Genomic DNA, 16012 nt, shown 5'->3' with positions numbered 1-16012 from the left:
TAGCCTGCCCCTGTGCGGTGATACCAGACGTTCCATTCTGGAATGTCTGGTATGCTCAAATTTCATGATGTGATCCGTGGCACATTTTTAGGTTTAATTGTATGATGAATGCGTTTCAGCAAGGACTATCACCATGAGCAAATCATTGAATATTATCTGGCAATATCTGCGCGCATTCGTCCTGATTTACGCCTGCCTGTACGCCGGGATTTTCATCGCGTCGCTGCTGCCGATCGTCATTCCCGGCAGCATTATCGGTATGCTGATCCTCTTCGTTTTGCTGGCGCTGCAAATCCTGCCCGCAAAATGGGTCAACCCCGGCTGCTTCGTCCTCATTCGCTATATGGCGCTGCTTTTCGTGCCCATCGGCGTCGGGGTCATGCAGTATTTTGATTTGCTCAAGGCCCAGTTCGGCCCGATTGTGGTCTCCTGCGCGGTCAGTACGCTGGTGGTTTTCCTTGTGGTGAGCTGGAGTTCGCATCTGGTGCATGGCGAACGTAACGTGGTCGGGGAGAAAACAAAAAAATGATGGCCAATATCTGGTGGTCGCTGCCGTTAACCCTGGCGGTGTTCTTCGCCGCGCGCAAGCTTGCCGCACGCTTCAAAATGCCATTGCTGAACCCGCTGCTGGTGGCGATGGTGGTGATTATTCCGTTCCTGCTGCTCACCGGCATTCCTTACGAACGCTACTTTGCCGGCAGCAAAATTTTAAACGACCTGCTGCAGCCTGCCGTTGTGGCGCTCGCCTTTCCTTTATATGAGCAGCTCCACCAGATCCGCGCCCGCTGGAAATCCATCATTACCATCTGTTTTGTGGGCAGCCTGGTGGCGATGATCACCGGCACGTCGGTGGCGCTGTTGATGGGGGCCTCCCCGCAAATTGCCGCCTCTATCCTGCCTAAATCGGTAACTACGCCTATCGCGATGGCGGTCGGCGGCAGCCTCGGCGGGATCCCGGCCATCAGCGCGATGTGCGTCATTTTCGTCGGTATTCTCGGTGCGGTGTTTGGTCACACCCTGCTGAACGGGATGCGTATTCACACTAAAGCGGCACGGGGACTGTCGATGGGAACAGCTTCCCACGCCCTGGGCACCGCCCGCTGCGCGGAGCTGGATTATCAGGAGGGGGCGTTTAGCTCCCTGGCGCTGGTGATCTGCGGGATTATCACCTCCCTGCTGGCCCCGTTCATTTTCCCGCTGATTCTGGCGGTGATGGGCTAAAATTTGCGATGCGTCGCGCAAATTTCATTTTGATTTCATAAGTTGCATACATAATGAGAATTGGATCACATATAAAGCCCTGACGGCTCCGTAAACTACCGATCCATTAACCTTTATGAGGCAAACGCCATGCACCCACGTTTTCAAGCTGCTTTCGCCCAGCTTGCAGAGAATTTGCAGTCAGCCCTGGCTCCCGTTCTGGCAGATGCACACTTCCCCGCCCTGCTGACCGCGGAGCAGGTCACGATGCTGAAACAGGCAACGGGACTGGACGAAGACGCGCTGGCTTTCGCACTGCTTCCTCTGGCTGCCGCCTGCGCGCGGGCCGATCTCTCCCACTTTAACGTCGGGGCCATTGCGCGCGGCGTCAGCGGAACCTGGTACTTCGGCGGCAATATGGAGTTCCTGGGCGCGACCATGCAGCAAACGGTTCACGCCGAGCAGAGCGCCATCAGCCACGCCTGGCTACGCGGTGAAAAAGCCCTGAGCGCCATTACCGTTAACTACACCCCCTGCGGCCACTGCCGTCAGTTTATGAACGAGCTGAACAGCGGGCTGCAGCTGCGCATCAACCTGCCGGGCCGCGCGCCGCACACGCTGGGGGATTATCTGCCTGACGCGTTTGGCCCGAAAGATCTGGAGATCAAAACGCTGCTGATGGACGAGCAGGACCACGGTTACGCCCTGTCCGGCGATGACCTGAGCCAGGCGGCCATTCGCGCGGCCAACAAAAGCCACACGCCGTACAGCAAGTCTCCGAGCGGCGTGGCGCTGCAGTGCCGCGATGGCCGGATCTTTAGCGGCAGCTACGCGGAAAACGCCGCGTTTAACCCAACCCTGCCACCGCTGCAGGGCGCGCTTAACCTGCTGAGCCTGAACGGCTATGACTATCCGGACATTCAGCGCGCTATTCTGGCAGAAATTGCCGATGCGCCGCTGATTCAGTGGGATGCGACCGCCGCGACGCTTAAAGCGCTGGGCTGCACGACGATTGACCGCGTACTGCTTGCGTAATCCTTCCGGCGGGCAGAAATGCCCGCCAGTTTGCTGAAAAACCCCTCAGTTGAGTCGCTGTTTCTTGCGCTAACCAGGCGGGTAAAGTAGCCTGAGTTAAATTTCATCCACGAACGAGCCATCTCCATGTTAAAGCGCGTTTTTTACAGCCTGTCTGTCCTGGTCGGCATACTGCTGTTGATCGTGCTGGGTCTCGATCGCTGGATGAGCTGGAAAACCGCCCCGTACATCTTTGACGACCTGCAGGACCTGCCCTATCGTCAGGTTGGCGTGGTGCTCGGCACCGCCAAGTATTACCGCACCGGCGTGATCAACCAGTATTACCGTTACCGCATTCAGGGCGCGCTGAACGCCTACAACAGCGGCAAGGTGAACTACCTGCTGCTGAGCGGCGATAACGCGCTACAAAGCTACAATGAACCGGTGACGATGCGTAAGGACCTGATTGCCGCGGGCGTGGACCCTGCCGATATCGTGCTCGACTACGCCGGATTCCGCACCCTGGACTCCATCGTGCGCACGCGTAAAGTCTTCGATACCAACGACTTCATCATCATTACCCAGCGCTTCCACTGCGAGCGCGCGCTGTTTATCGCGCTGCATATGGGCATTCAGGCGCAGTGTTACGCGGTGCCGTCGCCAAAAGATATGCTGAGCGTGCGCGTGCGCGAGTTCGGCGCGCGGTTTGGCGCCCTGGCCGATCTGTATATCTTCAAACGCGAACCGCGCTTTTTAGGCCCGCTGGTGCCGATTCCGGCGATGCACGAAGTGCCGGAAGACGCGCAGGGTTACCCGGCCGTCACGCCCGAGCAGCTGCTTGATATGCAGAAAAAGGAGAAATAACAGGACCGCCTTTATACTTTCTTTACGCCGGGCCTGACGCTTTTTATCCCCCCTTTACGTCGGCTCTTTTAAGCTGAGTTCACTGCCGCTACGGCTTCATTGAAGAATGACTATGAACTCAATAATGAATGCGTTTTTCCTCAAAAGTCTCCGTCCGTATTTTAACTTTCCCGGTTTATCACTTCCTGGCGCACTCAATTCCGGTCTCTGGCTTGATGAAAAAATTGACGCCCTGCAGCACAACATTTCAGTGGAAGTAGCGGATTATCTGGAACGTTCCCCGCAGACGAAACACATTGACGTTTACCTGAACGATATCAACGGCACGATGCGCGGCAAGCGTCTGTCGGTGGAGAGCATGCTGAGCCTGGAAAAAGGCTGTTATTTTCCCCTTTCGGTCTACTCGATGGATCAGAAAGGAAAAATCGCCGCCCCGCTGCATGATGAGCCGGACCGACTCTGCGTTCCTGTCGCCGGCTCCCTGCGCCCCTGCCCGCAAGATCCGCAGCACAACGCGCAGATCCTGCTGACGATGAAAGACAGCGACGACACCCCCTGCCCGCTTGAGCCGCGCGTGATACTGCAGAACGTGCTGGCCCGCTTCCACCAGCACGGCCTCTTCCCGGTGATTGCCCCGGAAATCGAGTTCTATCTGACGGGGCATGAAGATCGGGATCCACAAAATCAGGGCTGTTTTCACATGGATACTACGACGGCCCACGCGGCGTTGTTTGACGAGCTGGAACAGCTGGCGCACCTGCAGCACATCCCGATGTGCGGGATCGTGGCGGAAGCCGAGTCCGGTCAGTACGAATTAAACCTGAAGCACAGCCATCGTGTCGTTGAGGTCTGCGATAACGTGCTGGCGCTTCGTCGCCTGACCCGATTCGTTGCCGAAAAGCATGGCCTGCAGGCCAACTTTATGGCGAAGCCTTTCAGCCAGCTTTCCGGCAGCGGCCTGCACTTCCATTTCAGCCTGAACAATCGTCACGGCGAAAACGTCTTTGCTTCCCCGGTGAACGCGCTTAACAGCATGATGCGTTTGTGCATCGCGGGGCAGCTGGCGCTGATGCCCGCCTCTGTCGCCATTCTTGCGCCGGGCGTTAACGCGTTTCGTCGCCTGCGTAAAAACCTGACGGAGCCCGTATTTAACTCCTGGGGCTATAACACCCGCTCCGCCGCCCTGCGTATTCCCTGCTCGGATGACCACAACCGTCGTATCGAGTACCGGCTGGCCGGGGCCGATGCCAATCCCTATCTGGTGGCAGCAACTATCCTGACCGGCATGCTGTACGGGCTGGAAAACATCGACGACGAGGATTTGCCCGAACCGCAGCATGATGAACCCGCGCTGCCGCTGTTTCAGCAGGAGGCGATTGAGACCTTTGCCCGCTGTCAGTACCTCACCGACAGCCTGGGCGACGCTTTTTCCGAACAGTGGGTCGCCTGCAAGCTCTCTGAACTCGACTGGTTTGAGCGCATCGTGACCCGAGAGGAGTCGCATCTGGCATAAGGCATAAAAAAGCCCGCTCGATGAGCGGGCCGGATAACGCGAGGAGCAATTACTTCTTACGCGCGTACTTCAGTGAATCCAGCGCAACCGCGAAGATAATGATGGCGCCTTTGATGATGTACTGCCAGTACGGGTTCACGCCGATATAGGTCAAGCCGTAGTTGATGACGGTGAAGATAATCACACCGGTCACCACGCCCAGTACCGTACCCACGCCGCCGCTGAAGGAGACGCCGCCCACCACGCAGGCTGCGATTGCATCCAGCTCGTACATAAAGCCAAGGTTGTTGGTTGCAGAGCCGATACGGCCCGCTTCCAGCATCCCGCCGAAGGCGTAGAACACGCCGGACAGGGCATAAATGATGAGCAGGTTCAGGGCAACATTCACGCCGGACACTTTCGCCGCTTCCGGGTTACCGCCGATAGCGAAGATGTTTTTACCAAAGCGCGTTTTGTTCCACAGGATCCAGACGAAGGCCACCGCAATCAGCGCATAGAAGGTGATATACGACAGGCGGAAGCTGCCCAGCGCGATGAACCCTTGCGTAAAGGTCGAGAAGCCGCTGTCAAAACCCGAGATGGGGGAAGCACCGACAAAGTCGTAGTACAGGGAGTTGATACCGTAAACGATGATCATCGTACCCAGCGTGGTGATAAACGGCGTCACGTTCAGGTAGGCGATAATAATACCGTTGATCAGACCAATCACCGCACCGATGGCGCAGACAATCAGGATCACCACGAAAATCGGCATGGTGGCCATTTCCGGGAAGACCTTGTTGGCATTTTCCATCGACTGCAGCAGGGTTGCCGCGATAACCGCCGCCAGACCCACCTGACGACCGGCAGAAAGGTCCGTCCCCTGGGTCACGATCAGGCCCGCCACGCCCAGCGCAATGATAATACGCACGGAGGACTGGGTCAGAATGTTACTCAGGTTCAGCAGGCTTAAGAACGTAGGGTCCTGGAAAATGATGATAGCCAGCAGTACTAAAAGAACAACGTAAATACCGCCTTCTTTCAGGTAAGTGAGAAAACTTTTTTTATTTAACGCACTCATGAGGAGCCCCTGATCTTAAAGGTGCAAAGACGCAAGACGCAAAATTTCGTTTTGCGTTGTCGTTTTGGTGTCAACAATACCGGCAACGAGACCATTGCTCATAACCAGAATACGATCCGTGATCCCTAACAATTCCGGCATTTCGGAAGAAATAATAATGATCCCTTTATTCTTTTTCGCCAGCTCGGCAATCAGCTGATAAATTTCAAACTTCGCGCCGACGTCAATACCGCGGGTCGGTTCATCCAGCATCAGAATTTCTGGCTGGGTTAATAACCAACGTCCAATAATGACTTTCTGCTGGTTACCGCCTGACAGCGAACCAATTTGGGTGCGGTGTCCCGGCGTTTTCACGCGCATGGAGTCAATAACCCATTGGGTATCGCTCTTCATGCGAGAGTTATCCAGCAGCCCGACTTTGTTTTTGTAATTGCGAATGTTAGAAATTAACGAGTTAAAGTTAATATCCAGATAGGCATAAATACCGGTCGAACGACGCTCTTCCGTCACCAGAGCAAAACCATTATTAATGGCTTCGTTGGCGTTGTGGTTGTTAATTTTCTTACCGTGCAGCGTAATAGTGCCTTCGGCTTTCTCACGGATACCGAACAGGGTTTCCACGATATCGGTACGCTTAGCCCCGACCAGACCGGCAATCCCCAGGATTTCGCCCTTGTGCAGGTCGAAGGAGACATCGCGAATAGACGGCTGGCGTAACGAGGTCAGATTACGTACTTCCAGGATCACTTCGCCCGGCTTGTTTTCTTTGTCCGGGAAGCGCTGGTTAAGGGAACGGCCGACCATCATGGCGATGATCTTGTCCATGTCCAGCCCTTCCAGCGGCTGCGTGGCAATCCACTGACCGTCGCGCAGAATGGTAATCTCATCGCACAGCTGGAAGATCTCTTCCATTTTGTGGGAGATATACACAATGCCGCAGCCGCGATCTTTTAGCTTACGAATAATGGTAAAAAGGTGATTAACCTCTTTTTCCGTTAATGACGATGTCGGTTCGTCCATGATGACGATTTTCGCATCATAGGAGAACGCTTTGGCGATTTCGATCATCTGCATCTGGGAGACGGATAATGTTCCCACGCGGGCGCGCGGGTCGATATCAATATCCAGCTCATCAAAAATCGCTTTGGTGTCGCGATACATTTTGTCCTGATCGACAAAGACACCCTTGGTTGGATAACGCCCCAACCACATGTTATCCATGACTGAACGCTGCAGCACCAGGTTTAATTCCTGGTGAACCATCGAGATACCGTTTTCCAGTGCTTCTTTCGCTGAATGGAAATCGATCTCTTTCCCCTGAAAAAGAATGCTGCCAGAATCTTTTTGATAGATCCCAAAAAGACATTTTAATAATGTTGATTTACCCGCACCGTTCTCCCCCATCAGGGCATGAATAGAGTGAGGACGAACTTTTAAATTAACATTATCGAGTGCCTTAACGCCGGGAAATGACTTGTTGATACCGCTCATTTCCAACAGGTATTCACCGGATGACTGAGTATTTGTGCTGACCATAATTATACCTTGTTGGCCTCGCATATCGCGTTATAAAAGGGCGCAACGAATTGCGCCCAGTGGAGACAGTACCGCTAACTTATTTACCGATAAACTCAGCCAGGTTGGACTGGTCTACGCCCACGTAAGGTACGCGAACGATTTTGTTTTCAATTTTCCAGCTGGTGCCATCAGCCGCGCCTTTGCCATCGGCCAGGTTTTTCGCCAGATCGAAGGTCGCTTTCGCCTGGTTGTTGGCATCGTTCAGAACGGTACCGGCCATCGCACCGGATTTAACCAGCGCCAGCGCTTCTGGCAGTGCATCTACGCCGAACACAGGAATGGAGGATTTGTTGTGCGCTTTCAGCGCTTCTACCGCACCCATTGCCATCGCATCGTTGTTGGCGATAACCACTTCGATTTTGTTCGCGTTAGGGCCGGACAGCCACGCGTCCATTTTATCTTTCGCCTGAGCGGTATCCCACATCGCGGTATCTAACGCCAGCTGCTGGGTTTTCAGACCCTTGTCGTTCAGCTCTTTGATAACGTAGGTGGTACGGGCTTCAGCATCCGGGTGGCCGGGTTCGCCTTTCAGCAGCACGAACTGAATCTGACCGTCTTTGTTCAGGTCCCAGTTCGGGTTCGCCGCCCAGTGTTTCGCGATCAGATCGCCCTGAATAATACCGGACTCTTTGGAGTCGGTACCGACGTAATACGCTTTGTCGTAGCTATCCAGCGCTTTACGGGAAGGTTCTTTGTTGAAGAAGACGATTGGCACGTTCTGGCCGCGCGCTTTTTCAATAACCGTGCCTGCTGCAGCCGGGTCAACCAGGTTGATGGCCAGGGCTTTCACGCCTTTCGCCAGCAGAACGTCGATCTGGTCGTTCTGTTTGGACTGGTCGTTCTGGGAGTCGTTCATCAGCAGCTGAACGTCTGGCGCTGCTTTCGCATCTTTCTCAATCGCTTTACGTACAACAGACATGAAGTTGTCGTCGTATTTATAGATGGTCACACCAATACGGGTATCCGCAGCGTGCGCTGCTGCACCAAAAAGCATGCTTGCCATTACGGCAGACAGGGTCAACACCTTCTTATTCATGGTATCTCCGGTTTTTTTATGCAGGGTAGTTCTTGTGAATAACGATCGGCGGGCAGGTGTTAATAAAACGTTACTGACAGCCGAAGTTCACTTATAAAATTTCTATCTTCCGTGTTCGGTAACGCTCCAGAAATGCGTTTTATTCGTTGTTTGCGGCACATTGGCTATAGTGAAAGTGAATAATCACCGTTACATAGCGTTTCAGCCCCTAAAACGCTGACATCATAGTCAGCGCCTTGTTAAGATACTGTGAATTTACTCACAGATTGAAAACGGTTACATCACCTCACGTTATCAGTTAGTGATCGGAACCACAATTTGCCGGGCCGCGACGGAGTGCCGACGCACTAAAGTCGGCATGAAACAGTGCGTTGCGCCCGGATCCAGCAGCCCTGCAGCCCCCTGTAACGCCAGCTCAGTCGCCAGTTTCGCCATAGAGGCAATGGGGTAACGCACCGTTGTCAGCTGCGGGTCGGTGTAACGGGCAATCGGAATATCATCAAAACCAATGAGTGACAAATGCTGTGGCACCGCAATGCCGTTATCTTTCAGCGCCGTCAGGGCGCCTGCCGCCATGCTGTCGTTATAGGCAAACACCGCAGTAAGCTGCAGGTTGCGGCCCAGCAGCTCCACCATCGCCGCCTCACCGCCCTGCATGTCAGGCGTACCGGTGCCTGTCCAGCTTTCTGACGGCGTAATGCCGTGCTCTTTCAGGGCGTTTTGCCACCCCTCGCGCCGCAGGTCGTCATCTTCAATATGATGGCTGGAGGCCAGATAGCCGATCCGCTGATGCCCGTTGTTGATGAGCATTTTCGTCGCCATCATGGCGCCGCTGACGTTATCCAGCCCGACGCAGCGATGGGCATAGCCGGGGACGATGCGGTTGATCAACACCATGCCCGGGATCTGATCCATAAAGCCGGTTAGCTCTTCATCGCTCAAGGCTTTTGAATGGACAATCAAGGCGTTACAGCGCTGGCGGATCAGCACTTCGATGGCATGGCGCTCCTTTTCCGCCTCATGATAGCTATTGCCGATCAGGACATATTTCTGATGCTGCTGGGCGACCACGTCGACCGCTTTGACCAGCGCGCCGAAAAAGGCATCCGATACATCCATCACCACCACGCCGATGGTGTCGCTGACCTGCGTCGCAAGCGCCTGGGCATTGGCATTTGGCCGGTACCCGAGCTGGGTCACGGCTTTCATTACGGTTTCACGGGTTTCAGGGCTGACCAGCGCGCTATTGTTCAGCACGCGTGAGACGGTAGCCACAGAAACGCCCGCCTGACGGGCGACGTCACGAATGGTGATCATATTCACCATCCTTCAAAGGATTGCAGCAACTCACAGACACCCCCTGTGTTTAGCAAGGTGGCTATTTTGGCAGCGAGAGAAAGGGGACTACGTGAAGAAGCTCACACTCATGAAAACGCTTACATCCGTTTTGTTAATGATTGTGATCCAGATCGTTATCTGGATGTGTTCCTCAATGATACCCCTGAAGCATGTGCGGTTAACTGACGCCACACCCACTCCAGCGGTCCCTGGCGGAAATAGCGTAGCCAGAGAACAGAAAACGCCAGGTTAATCACCCAGACCGGAATAACAAACGCCAGCAGCGTGAGGCGGTCGAATTTCATAAACAGGCCAAAGCGATAGAAAAGCGTGGTGCATATCAGCGTTTGCAGGAGGTAATTGCTCAACGCCATGCGGCCCACGCAGGCGATAGCGCTGACGATCCACAGGCGGGAAAGCGTTGGCCAGAAGCCATAGATCAGCGCCGCGTAGCCGATGGTCTGGAACGGCGCGCTCAGTTCGCGCGGCACCTGGAGCAGGAACGCGCACCAGCGGTAATCCCAGTGGATATGCCACTGCGTGATTACCGCCGGGAGGTTAATCAGCACGCCGATCAGCACCAGCCCGACACCCGTTCGCCGATAGTGACGCAGGCTAAACTCCCCTTTCAGCCAGCCGGTGCGCATCAGTGACGCGCCCATCAGCATCATGCCCGCCAGCTGCCAGCCGTATTGCGCGCCCAGCGCAAGGAGGTTATCCCCCAGCATATCCGCGCGGTTGCTTATCGCTTCCGTACCGCCCTTCAGCTTCCAGTACTGTTCGTACTGCAGGTTGGCGGCATCCGGGATCCAGGAACGGTTCGTCGCCTCGCCGGAGATCATCCCCAGCAGCAGCAGGACCCCAAGCCCCATGACATAGAGCATCACGCCGGTGTTAAACAGGCTTTTTACGCTGTGCGCATCGCGAATCAGACGCCAGCAGATGAGCCCGACTAGTCCATACGCGAGAAGAATATCGCCGTCCCAAAAGAACAGCCCGTGGATAAAGCCGAGGAGAACCAGCAGCGTCAGGCGCGACTGGATCCAGCGCGTACCGCGTTTGAGGAGGAGTTGCAGACCTGCACCAAACAGCAGGGCAAACAGCGTGAGGAATTTAACCTGCGCGAAGAGATCGAGGACAGCCCAGGTCCAGGCATCACTGCGCGTGATATCGCCATACCAGGCAGGATTGAGATAAGCCGCCTTCGGCAGGCCGAAGGCGCTGATATTAAGCAGCAGGATACCGAGAATGGCGACGCCGCGAACAAAATCGAGCGTGACGTTTCGCTCCATGGTTCCTGCCCTGTAAGACTTAGTTGTGGTGACGTACGGCGCGCAGGAACTCCTGGCGGGTATTCTGGCTCGATTTAAACAGGCCGCCCAGCGACGTGGTGGTCGTTGCACTGGTCGCATCACGCACGCCGCGCGCCTTCACGCAGTAGTGAACCGCGTCGATAGAGACGGCCACGTTATTGGTGCCCAGCAGCGTTTGCAGCGCGGTCAGGATCTGCTGCGTCAGACGCTCCTGCACCTGCGGACGCTGAGCAAAGAACTGCACGATGCGGTTGATTTTCGACAGGCCAATCACCGTATCTTTTGGGATATACGCCACGGTCGCTTTACCGTCGATGGTCACGAAGTGGTGTTCGCAGGTGCTGGTCAGCGTGATATCGCGTACCGTCACCATCTCGTCCACTTTCATCTTGTTTTCAATGACGGTGATTTTCGGGAAGTTGGCGTAATCCAGCCCGGAGAAAATTTCGTCGACGTACATTTTCGCGATGCGGTGCGGCGTCTCCATCAGACTGTCGTCACTCAGATCGAGATTCAGCAGCTCCATGATCTCGGTCATATGACCGGCAATCAGACGCTTGCGGGTTTCATTGTCCAAATCCTGTACGGGCGGACGCAGTGGCGTTTCAAGACCGCGCGCAACCAGGGCTTCGTGGACCAGGGCAGCTTCTTTACTGAGTGATGACATTTTGTTCTCCTGCAGGTGTGGCGTCTTTTGCCCTCGTTGTGGCAAAAGTATGCGCTCATTGTGCGTGAGGCGGCGCACATAATCCAGTATTCACGACGATAATTATTGCAATTGCTGTTGCCTTTCAGCGTGACGATTCCAGACCAGCGCTCCGCCGACGAACAGCGCAACGCCCGCCAGCCCCAGCGCGGGCTCCAGCCGGTGGGTAAGCCAGGTTGATAACGCCGAGGTCATCGGGCCAATCAATTGACCAATCGCATACCCGGTGGTGAGCAGGCCTGCCATATAGCGCGTATGGTTTGGCGCCAGTTCGCGACCGTATAAAAGAGAGAGCTGCACGGCACACAAAAAACCGCCGCCCACCAGCAGCCCGCCCGTCAGCAAACCGCCAATCCCCGGCAGCAGCCAGGCCGCCAGCACGCCAGCCCCCTGTAACCACAGCACGATAGCCAGCCTGCGGTTCGCCGTTGAGGTGTGGCGTAAAAGAATACTGAGCGCAATGCCCACCACGGCGGCGATACCAAAAATCGGCCAGACAAACTGGGCGAACAGGCTGCCGGGAAAACGCACCGCAGCCATTTGCGACAGAAAGGTCGCCGGGAGGATATAGCCAAACCCGGCCAGGCTGTAGCTCCAGACCAGGCGCTTTAAATCCGCCGTCAGCACCAGCGGCTCCGGCGCGGTGCCGGGGCGATGGAGCTGGCCGGATCGCGGAAGGTAGCGCGCCACCAGCGCAATCAGCACCAGCGCCAGCACGCCGTAGATTTGCCATGCCGCCCCGGCCGAAAGGGATTTCGCCTGGATATAGACGGCGAGTAGCCCGCTCAGGGCAATACCCGCTCCCGGTCCGGCAAACACGGCGGCGCTCAGGCCCGGTTTACCCAGCTGCCCCAGCCGTTCGTTGGTCCAGGCGGCAATGAGTACCATCGACCAGCCGCTCATGCAGCCAATCACGAAGCGCAGCAGGCCGTGCACGACGGCGTTATCCGCCGCCGCGGAGAGCAGCGTCAGCGCAACCGCGCCGGTGATGCCAAGCCAGAGGCGCGTTTCCACAAAGCGGTGCGCGCGCATTGCATCCCATGCGCCCACCAGATAGCCCAGATAATTCATCGCCGCCACCAGACCCGCGCTGGTCAGCGTAAGCTGCCCGGCAGCAATCATGAGCGGCACCTGAGGCGTAAAGGCAAAGCGCCCTATTCCCATCGCCACCACCAGAACGACAAATCCACTGAGCGCAATACGCAGCGCCATGACCGCTCCAATTGTTAAAGAAAAGTAAATTTATGATGCAGCATCTCGCCGTCTGGCGAAAGTGAAAGTTACTCACAGGTCAATGAAAAGGCTGTATTATGGTTTTTATGAATACGCATTCTCATTAAGGAGCCCTGCATGGAACTGCTCGAAGAGCACCGTTGTTTTGAAGGTCGACAGCAGCGCTGGCGGCATGACTCCACCGTCCTGAACTGTGCGATGACGTTCAGCATTTTCCTGCCGCCGACGGAAAACCCGCCGGTTCTGTTCTGGCTTTCGGGCCTGACCTGCAACGACGAAAACTTCACCACCAAAGCGGGCGCGCAGCAACTTGCCGCCGAGCTGGGTATTGCGCTGGTGATGCCTGATACCAGCCCGCGTGGCGATGATGTGGCCGACGATGCAGGATACGACCTGGGTAAAGGCGCCGGGTTTTATCTCAATGCGACCGAGCAGCCGTGGGCAGGCCACTACCGCATGTATGACTACATTCGCGACGAGCTGCCCGCGCTGATTCAGTCCGGGTTTGCGGTAAGCGACCGCTGCGCCATCAGCGGACATTCTATGGGCGGTCACGGGGCGCTGATCATGGCGTTAAAAAATCCGGGAAAATACGTCAGCGTGTCGGCATTTGCGCCAATTGTGAACCCAACGCAGGTGCCGTGGGGGCAAAAAGCCTTCACGAACTATCTGGGTGAAGATGAAGCAAAATGGCAGGAATGGGACAGCTGTGCGCTGATGCTGGCCAGCAGCTCGGCAAATGCGATCCCGATGCTTGTCGATCAGGGCGATGCGGATCAGTTCCTCGCCGGACAGCTACAGCCTGCGGTGCTCGCAGAAGCGGCACGCCAGAAGGACTGGCCGCTGACGCTGCGCATCCAGCCGGGGTATGACCACAGCTATTACTTCATCGCATCCTTTATTGAGGATCATCTCCGCTTCCATGCGGAGCATTTGTTTGGGTAAGTGCGGCTACGTGCGCTCTGATTCCCTCACCCTGGCCCTCTCCCACAGGGAGAGGGAACAAATACTAAAAACGGCAACTTACGTTGCCGTTTTGCTTTTACCCTGGCCGCATCAGAACTTGTAATCCACACCGACAAAGTAGCGACGGCCATCTTCCGTATAGCTGTAATCGTCGCGGCTCAGATCTTTATCCAGCAGGTTCTGCACGCCCGCGCGCAGCTTCACGCTTTTCGTCGCCTGCCACGCGGCGCCGGTATTCCAGATGACATAGCCACCCGGCGTTGGTGCACTGCTGGTCAGCGCGCGTTTCTCACCGGTGTAGTTGCCCTGAACGTAGAACGACCAGTCCTGCGTCGCCTTCCAGTCAACGGTACCGTTGGCGGTGTGGAACGGCAGATCGGACAGCGGCTTGTTGCCGCCGTTGCTGATGTCACGGCCGTCGTTGTAGGTGTAGTTCAGGGTCAGTTTCCAGTCGTCCGCCAGCGGGAGTTTCAGCTCGGTCTCCACCCCGCGGATACGCGCCTTGTTAACGTTGTAGTAGCGGAAAATTGGTTCACCGTCCGCATTCAGGCCAACGTAGTTAGGGTAGCCCTGCGCCTGTTTCGCATTGGCCGTACGGCTGATGCTGATGCGATCATCCACGTTATTCTGGAAGGTGGTAACGCTGGCCTGCACGCCCTCTAACCAGCCCTCTTCCCCGCTGTAGTACAGACCGAATTCAAAGCTTTCGCTGGTTTCCGGTTTCAGATCCGGGTTACCGACAATCTCACAGGCACCGCGACACGAGCCGGTGACCCAGTCCGGGCTCAGCTGGAGCAGTGACGGCGCTTTAAACGCGGTAGCCCAGCCCCCTTTCACCGTTACGGTATCGGTCGCGTTGTAAACCAGATAGGCTCGCGGGCTCCAGTGGTCGCCGTAGGTATCATGGTCATCCATACGGATGCCGGTGGTCAGCGCCAGAGGTTCAAAGATACGCCACTCATCTTCAAGGAACAGGGCATACTGGCTTGTCGAGGTACTGCTGCTGGAACCGCCCGTCAGGTTGACCGGATCCTTCAGCTTATCGTGACGCCATTCCCCGCCGAAGGTCAGCAGCTGGTTGATTTCGCCCAGAGGCAGCACGTATTTCCCGTCCACCGCGTTGCTCTCGGAAGTGATCGGATTGCTGTTGCCCGGGTTTTTGTTATCCACCTTTTCGCCGTAAACCTTCAGCTCGCTGTTGCCGACGCCCCAACGGCCGTTGTGGCTGAGAGAGTAGTTCTGACGCTCAAGGCGGTTTTTATCGAGGGAATCCGAGTCGCGATCCTGACGGTCGAAGCCGTAGCCCGCCGTAAAGTCGTGGTTTTCAGACGGTGTCCAGGCGAACTCCACATTCGCATCGCGGCTGGTGAAGCCCTCAATGCGCGGCGTTTCACCACTCGCCGTGGTAGAGGACTTCTGCTGACCGTCTTTCTCACGCTTCGCGAGGCTACCGTAGGCTTTCAGCCCCAGCAGGCCGTCCACCAGCGGACCGCTGGTATAGAACTGACCGTTGTAGGTGTCTCCACGGTCGCGGTGCTCCTGAATCGTGGAATCGGCGCTCAGGGTGCCCGTCCATTTCTGGCCGATTTTTTTGGTGATAATGTTCACCACGCCGCCCAGCGCATCGGAACCGTAAAGAGAAGACATCGGTCCGCGCACCACTTCGATTCGTTCGATGGCGTCAACCGGCACCCAGTTGAGGTCGAAATCATTATGGCGGAATACCGCGTTACGCGAGTTGACGCGCTTGCCGTCGATCAGGATCAGCGTATAGCTGCTGTCCAGTCCACGAATACTTACCCCTTTACGGTTGTCCCCTTCGCTCGTGAGCTGAACGCCAGGCACCTCCCGTAACACATCTTTCAGATTCTGAACGGGTTTGCGCTGCAAATCTTCCTGGGTAATCACGCTGATGCTTGCCGGGGCGTCTTTCAGGTTTTGCTCGGTCGCGGAGGCCGTTACAACCATTGTGTCGCCGGATTCCGCTGCGATAACAGGCAGGGCCAGGGACATTGCGGACGCACAAAGTCCTCCCCTGACGAAGGGATTCAACCTAAACATTCCATATCTCCATGAGGTAAATACAACTAAATCAAATCATCATTGCTCACAGCGTCTTCCTTGCCGCCCACATCTGAGGTGGGTCGGTGACACGCTTATTTTTGATAACGATAAAGCAAACGATAATTAT

14 protein-coding genes are annotated in these 16012 nt (G+C 55.9%); 6 read left to right on the top strand and 8 right to left on the bottom strand.

The window, feature by feature from the left end; all coding sequences use genetic code 11:
- The first annotated feature begins 133 nt into the window (after positions 1-133).
- The 5 genes from HCH49_RS01765 (at position 134) to HCH49_RS01745 (ending at position 4591) form a co-directional block, all read left to right on the top strand.
- Complete coding sequence (locus HCH49_RS01765) at positions 134-529, top strand: CidA/LrgA family protein (protein ID WP_023312463.1); 396 nt, start codon at positions 134-136, stop codon at positions 527-529.
- Positions 526-1221, top strand: a complete 696-nt coding sequence (locus HCH49_RS01760; protein WP_029740398.1) for a CidB/LrgB family autolysis modulator — start codon at positions 526-528, stop codon at positions 1219-1221. Before HCH49_RS01765 ends, HCH49_RS01760 begins: the two co-directional genes overlap by 4 nt.
- 129 nt (positions 1222-1350) lie before the next feature.
- Complete coding sequence (gene cdd / locus HCH49_RS01755) at positions 1351-2235, top strand: cytidine deaminase (RefSeq protein ID WP_029740399.1); 885 nt, start codon at positions 1351-1353, stop codon at positions 2233-2235.
- Positions 2236-2361: 126 nt separating this feature from the next.
- On the top strand, positions 2362-3078 hold the full coding sequence (sanA, locus tag HCH49_RS01750) for an outer membrane permeability protein SanA (RefSeq protein ID WP_008500918.1): 717 nt from the start codon (positions 2362-2364) through the stop codon (positions 3076-3078).
- A gap of 124 nt (positions 3079-3202) precedes the next feature.
- Positions 3203-4591: a glutamine synthetase family protein gene (locus HCH49_RS01745; RefSeq protein ID WP_221702877.1), complete on the top strand. Its 1389-nt coding sequence runs from the start codon at positions 3203-3205 to the stop codon at positions 4589-4591.
- A gap of 49 nt (positions 4592-4640) precedes the next feature.
- Here HCH49_RS01745 and mglC read toward each other — a convergent pair whose 3' ends face one another.
- From mglC to HCH49_RS01710, 7 genes are all read right to left on the bottom strand, one after another.
- Positions 4641-5651 (bottom strand): galactose/methyl galactoside ABC transporter permease MglC, encoded by a 1011-nt coding sequence (mglC, locus tag HCH49_RS01740; RefSeq protein ID WP_008500921.1) that lies wholly within the window; start codon positions 5649-5651, stop codon positions 4641-4643.
- 15 nt (positions 5652-5666) lie between these two features.
- Positions 5667-7187: a galactose/methyl galactoside ABC transporter ATP-binding protein MglA gene (gene mglA, locus HCH49_RS01735; protein WP_023312467.1), complete on the bottom strand. Its 1521-nt coding sequence runs from the start codon at positions 7185-7187 to the stop codon at positions 5667-5669.
- A 79-nt stretch (positions 7188-7266) separates the two neighbouring features.
- Positions 7267-8265 carry a galactose/glucose ABC transporter substrate-binding protein MglB gene (gene mglB / locus HCH49_RS01730; RefSeq protein WP_023312468.1) on the bottom strand — a complete coding sequence of 333 codons (999 nt, stop codon included), beginning with the start codon at positions 8263-8265 and terminating at the stop codon, positions 7267-7269.
- A 294-nt stretch (positions 8266-8559) separates the two neighbouring features.
- Entirely contained in the window at positions 8560-9582 is a 1023-nt protein-coding gene (gene galS, locus HCH49_RS01725; protein ID WP_029740403.1) for an HTH-type transcriptional regulator GalS, read from the bottom strand.
- 155 nt (positions 9583-9737) lie between these two features.
- Entirely contained in the window at positions 9738-10895 is a 1158-nt protein-coding gene (gene yeiB, locus HCH49_RS01720; RefSeq protein WP_193139708.1) for a DUF418 domain-containing protein YeiB, read from the bottom strand.
- Positions 10896-10914: 19 nt separating this feature from the next.
- Complete coding sequence (folE, locus tag HCH49_RS01715; protein WP_023312471.1) at positions 10915-11583, bottom strand: GTP cyclohydrolase I FolE; 669 nt, start codon at positions 11581-11583, stop codon at positions 10915-10917.
- A gap of 102 nt (positions 11584-11685) precedes the next feature.
- The gene (locus tag HCH49_RS01710) at positions 11686-12834 is read right to left on the bottom strand and encodes a YbfB/YjiJ family MFS transporter (RefSeq protein ID WP_039263162.1); all 1149 of its coding nucleotides are present in this window, start codon (positions 12832-12834) and stop codon (positions 11686-11688) included.
- A gap of 138 nt (positions 12835-12972) precedes the next feature.
- On the opposite strand from HCH49_RS01710, the gene fghA reads away from it, so the two are divergent.
- Positions 12973-13800 carry an S-formylglutathione hydrolase gene (gene fghA / locus HCH49_RS01705; protein WP_221702061.1) on the top strand — a complete coding sequence of 276 codons (828 nt, stop codon included), beginning with the start codon at positions 12973-12975 and terminating at the stop codon, positions 13798-13800.
- Between the two features lie 111 nt (positions 13801-13911).
- Here fghA and cirA read toward each other — a convergent pair whose 3' ends face one another.
- A complete protein-coding gene (gene cirA / locus HCH49_RS01700) occupies positions 13912-15882 on the bottom strand; it encodes a catecholate siderophore receptor CirA (protein ID WP_058841517.1) in 1971 nt (656 codons plus the stop codon).
- Between the last annotated feature and the right edge of the window lie 130 nt (positions 15883-16012).

Origin of the sequence: Enterobacter sp. Y17 (assembly GCF_019730495.1) — a bacterium.
In the GTDB taxonomy this organism is placed as follows: domain Bacteria; phylum Pseudomonadota; class Gammaproteobacteria; order Enterobacterales; family Enterobacteriaceae; genus Enterobacter; species Enterobacter asburiae_B.
The sequence above is the reverse complement of the archived record's forward strand: the minus strand, read 5'-3'. Positions and strand labels throughout refer to the sequence as shown.

What these genes read in the sequence shown, in the direction of transcription:
- HCH49_RS01765 (WP_023312463.1), top strand. Translation starts at nt 134, where the DNA reads ATGAGCAAATCATTGAATATTATCTGGCAATATCTGCGCGCATTCGTC.
- HCH49_RS01760 (WP_029740398.1), top strand. Translation starts at nt 526, where the DNA reads ATGATGGCCAATATCTGGTGGTCGCTGCCGTTAACCCTGGCGGTGTTC.
- cdd (WP_029740399.1), top strand. Translation starts at nt 1,351, where the DNA reads ATGCACCCACGTTTTCAAGCTGCTTTCGCCCAGCTTGCAGAGAATTTG.
- sanA (WP_008500918.1), top strand. Translation starts at nt 2,362, where the DNA reads ATGTTAAAGCGCGTTTTTTACAGCCTGTCTGTCCTGGTCGGCATACTG.
- HCH49_RS01745 (WP_221702877.1), top strand. Translation starts at nt 3,203, where the DNA reads ATGAATGCGTTTTTCCTCAAAAGTCTCCGTCCGTATTTTAACTTTCCC.
- mglC (WP_008500921.1), bottom strand. Translation starts at nt 5,651, where the DNA reads ATGAGTGCGTTAAATAAAAAAAGTTTTCTCACTTACCTGAAAGAAGGC.
- mglA (WP_023312467.1), bottom strand. Translation starts at nt 7,187, where the DNA reads ATGGTCAGCACAAATACTCAGTCATCCGGTGAATACCTGTTGGAAATG.
- mglB (WP_023312468.1), bottom strand. Translation starts at nt 8,265, where the DNA reads ATGAATAAGAAGGTGTTGACCCTGTCTGCCGTAATGGCAAGCATGCTT.
- galS (WP_029740403.1), bottom strand. Translation starts at nt 9,582, where the DNA reads ATGATCACCATTCGTGACGTCGCCCGTCAGGCGGGCGTTTCTGTGGCT.
- yeiB (WP_193139708.1), bottom strand. Translation starts at nt 10,895, where the DNA reads ATGGAGCGAAACGTCACGCTCGATTTTGTTCGCGGCGTCGCCATTCTC.
- folE (WP_023312471.1), bottom strand. Translation starts at nt 11,583, where the DNA reads ATGTCATCACTCAGTAAAGAAGCTGCCCTGGTCCACGAAGCCCTGGTT.
- HCH49_RS01710 (WP_039263162.1), bottom strand. Translation starts at nt 12,834, where the DNA reads ATGGCGCTGCGTATTGCGCTCAGTGGATTTGTCGTTCTGGTGGTGGCG.
- fghA (WP_221702061.1), top strand. Translation starts at nt 12,973, where the DNA reads ATGGAACTGCTCGAAGAGCACCGTTGTTTTGAAGGTCGACAGCAGCGC.
- cirA (WP_058841517.1), bottom strand. Translation starts at nt 15,882, where the DNA reads ATGTTTAGGTTGAATCCCTTCGTCAGGGGAGGACTTTGTGCGTCCGCA.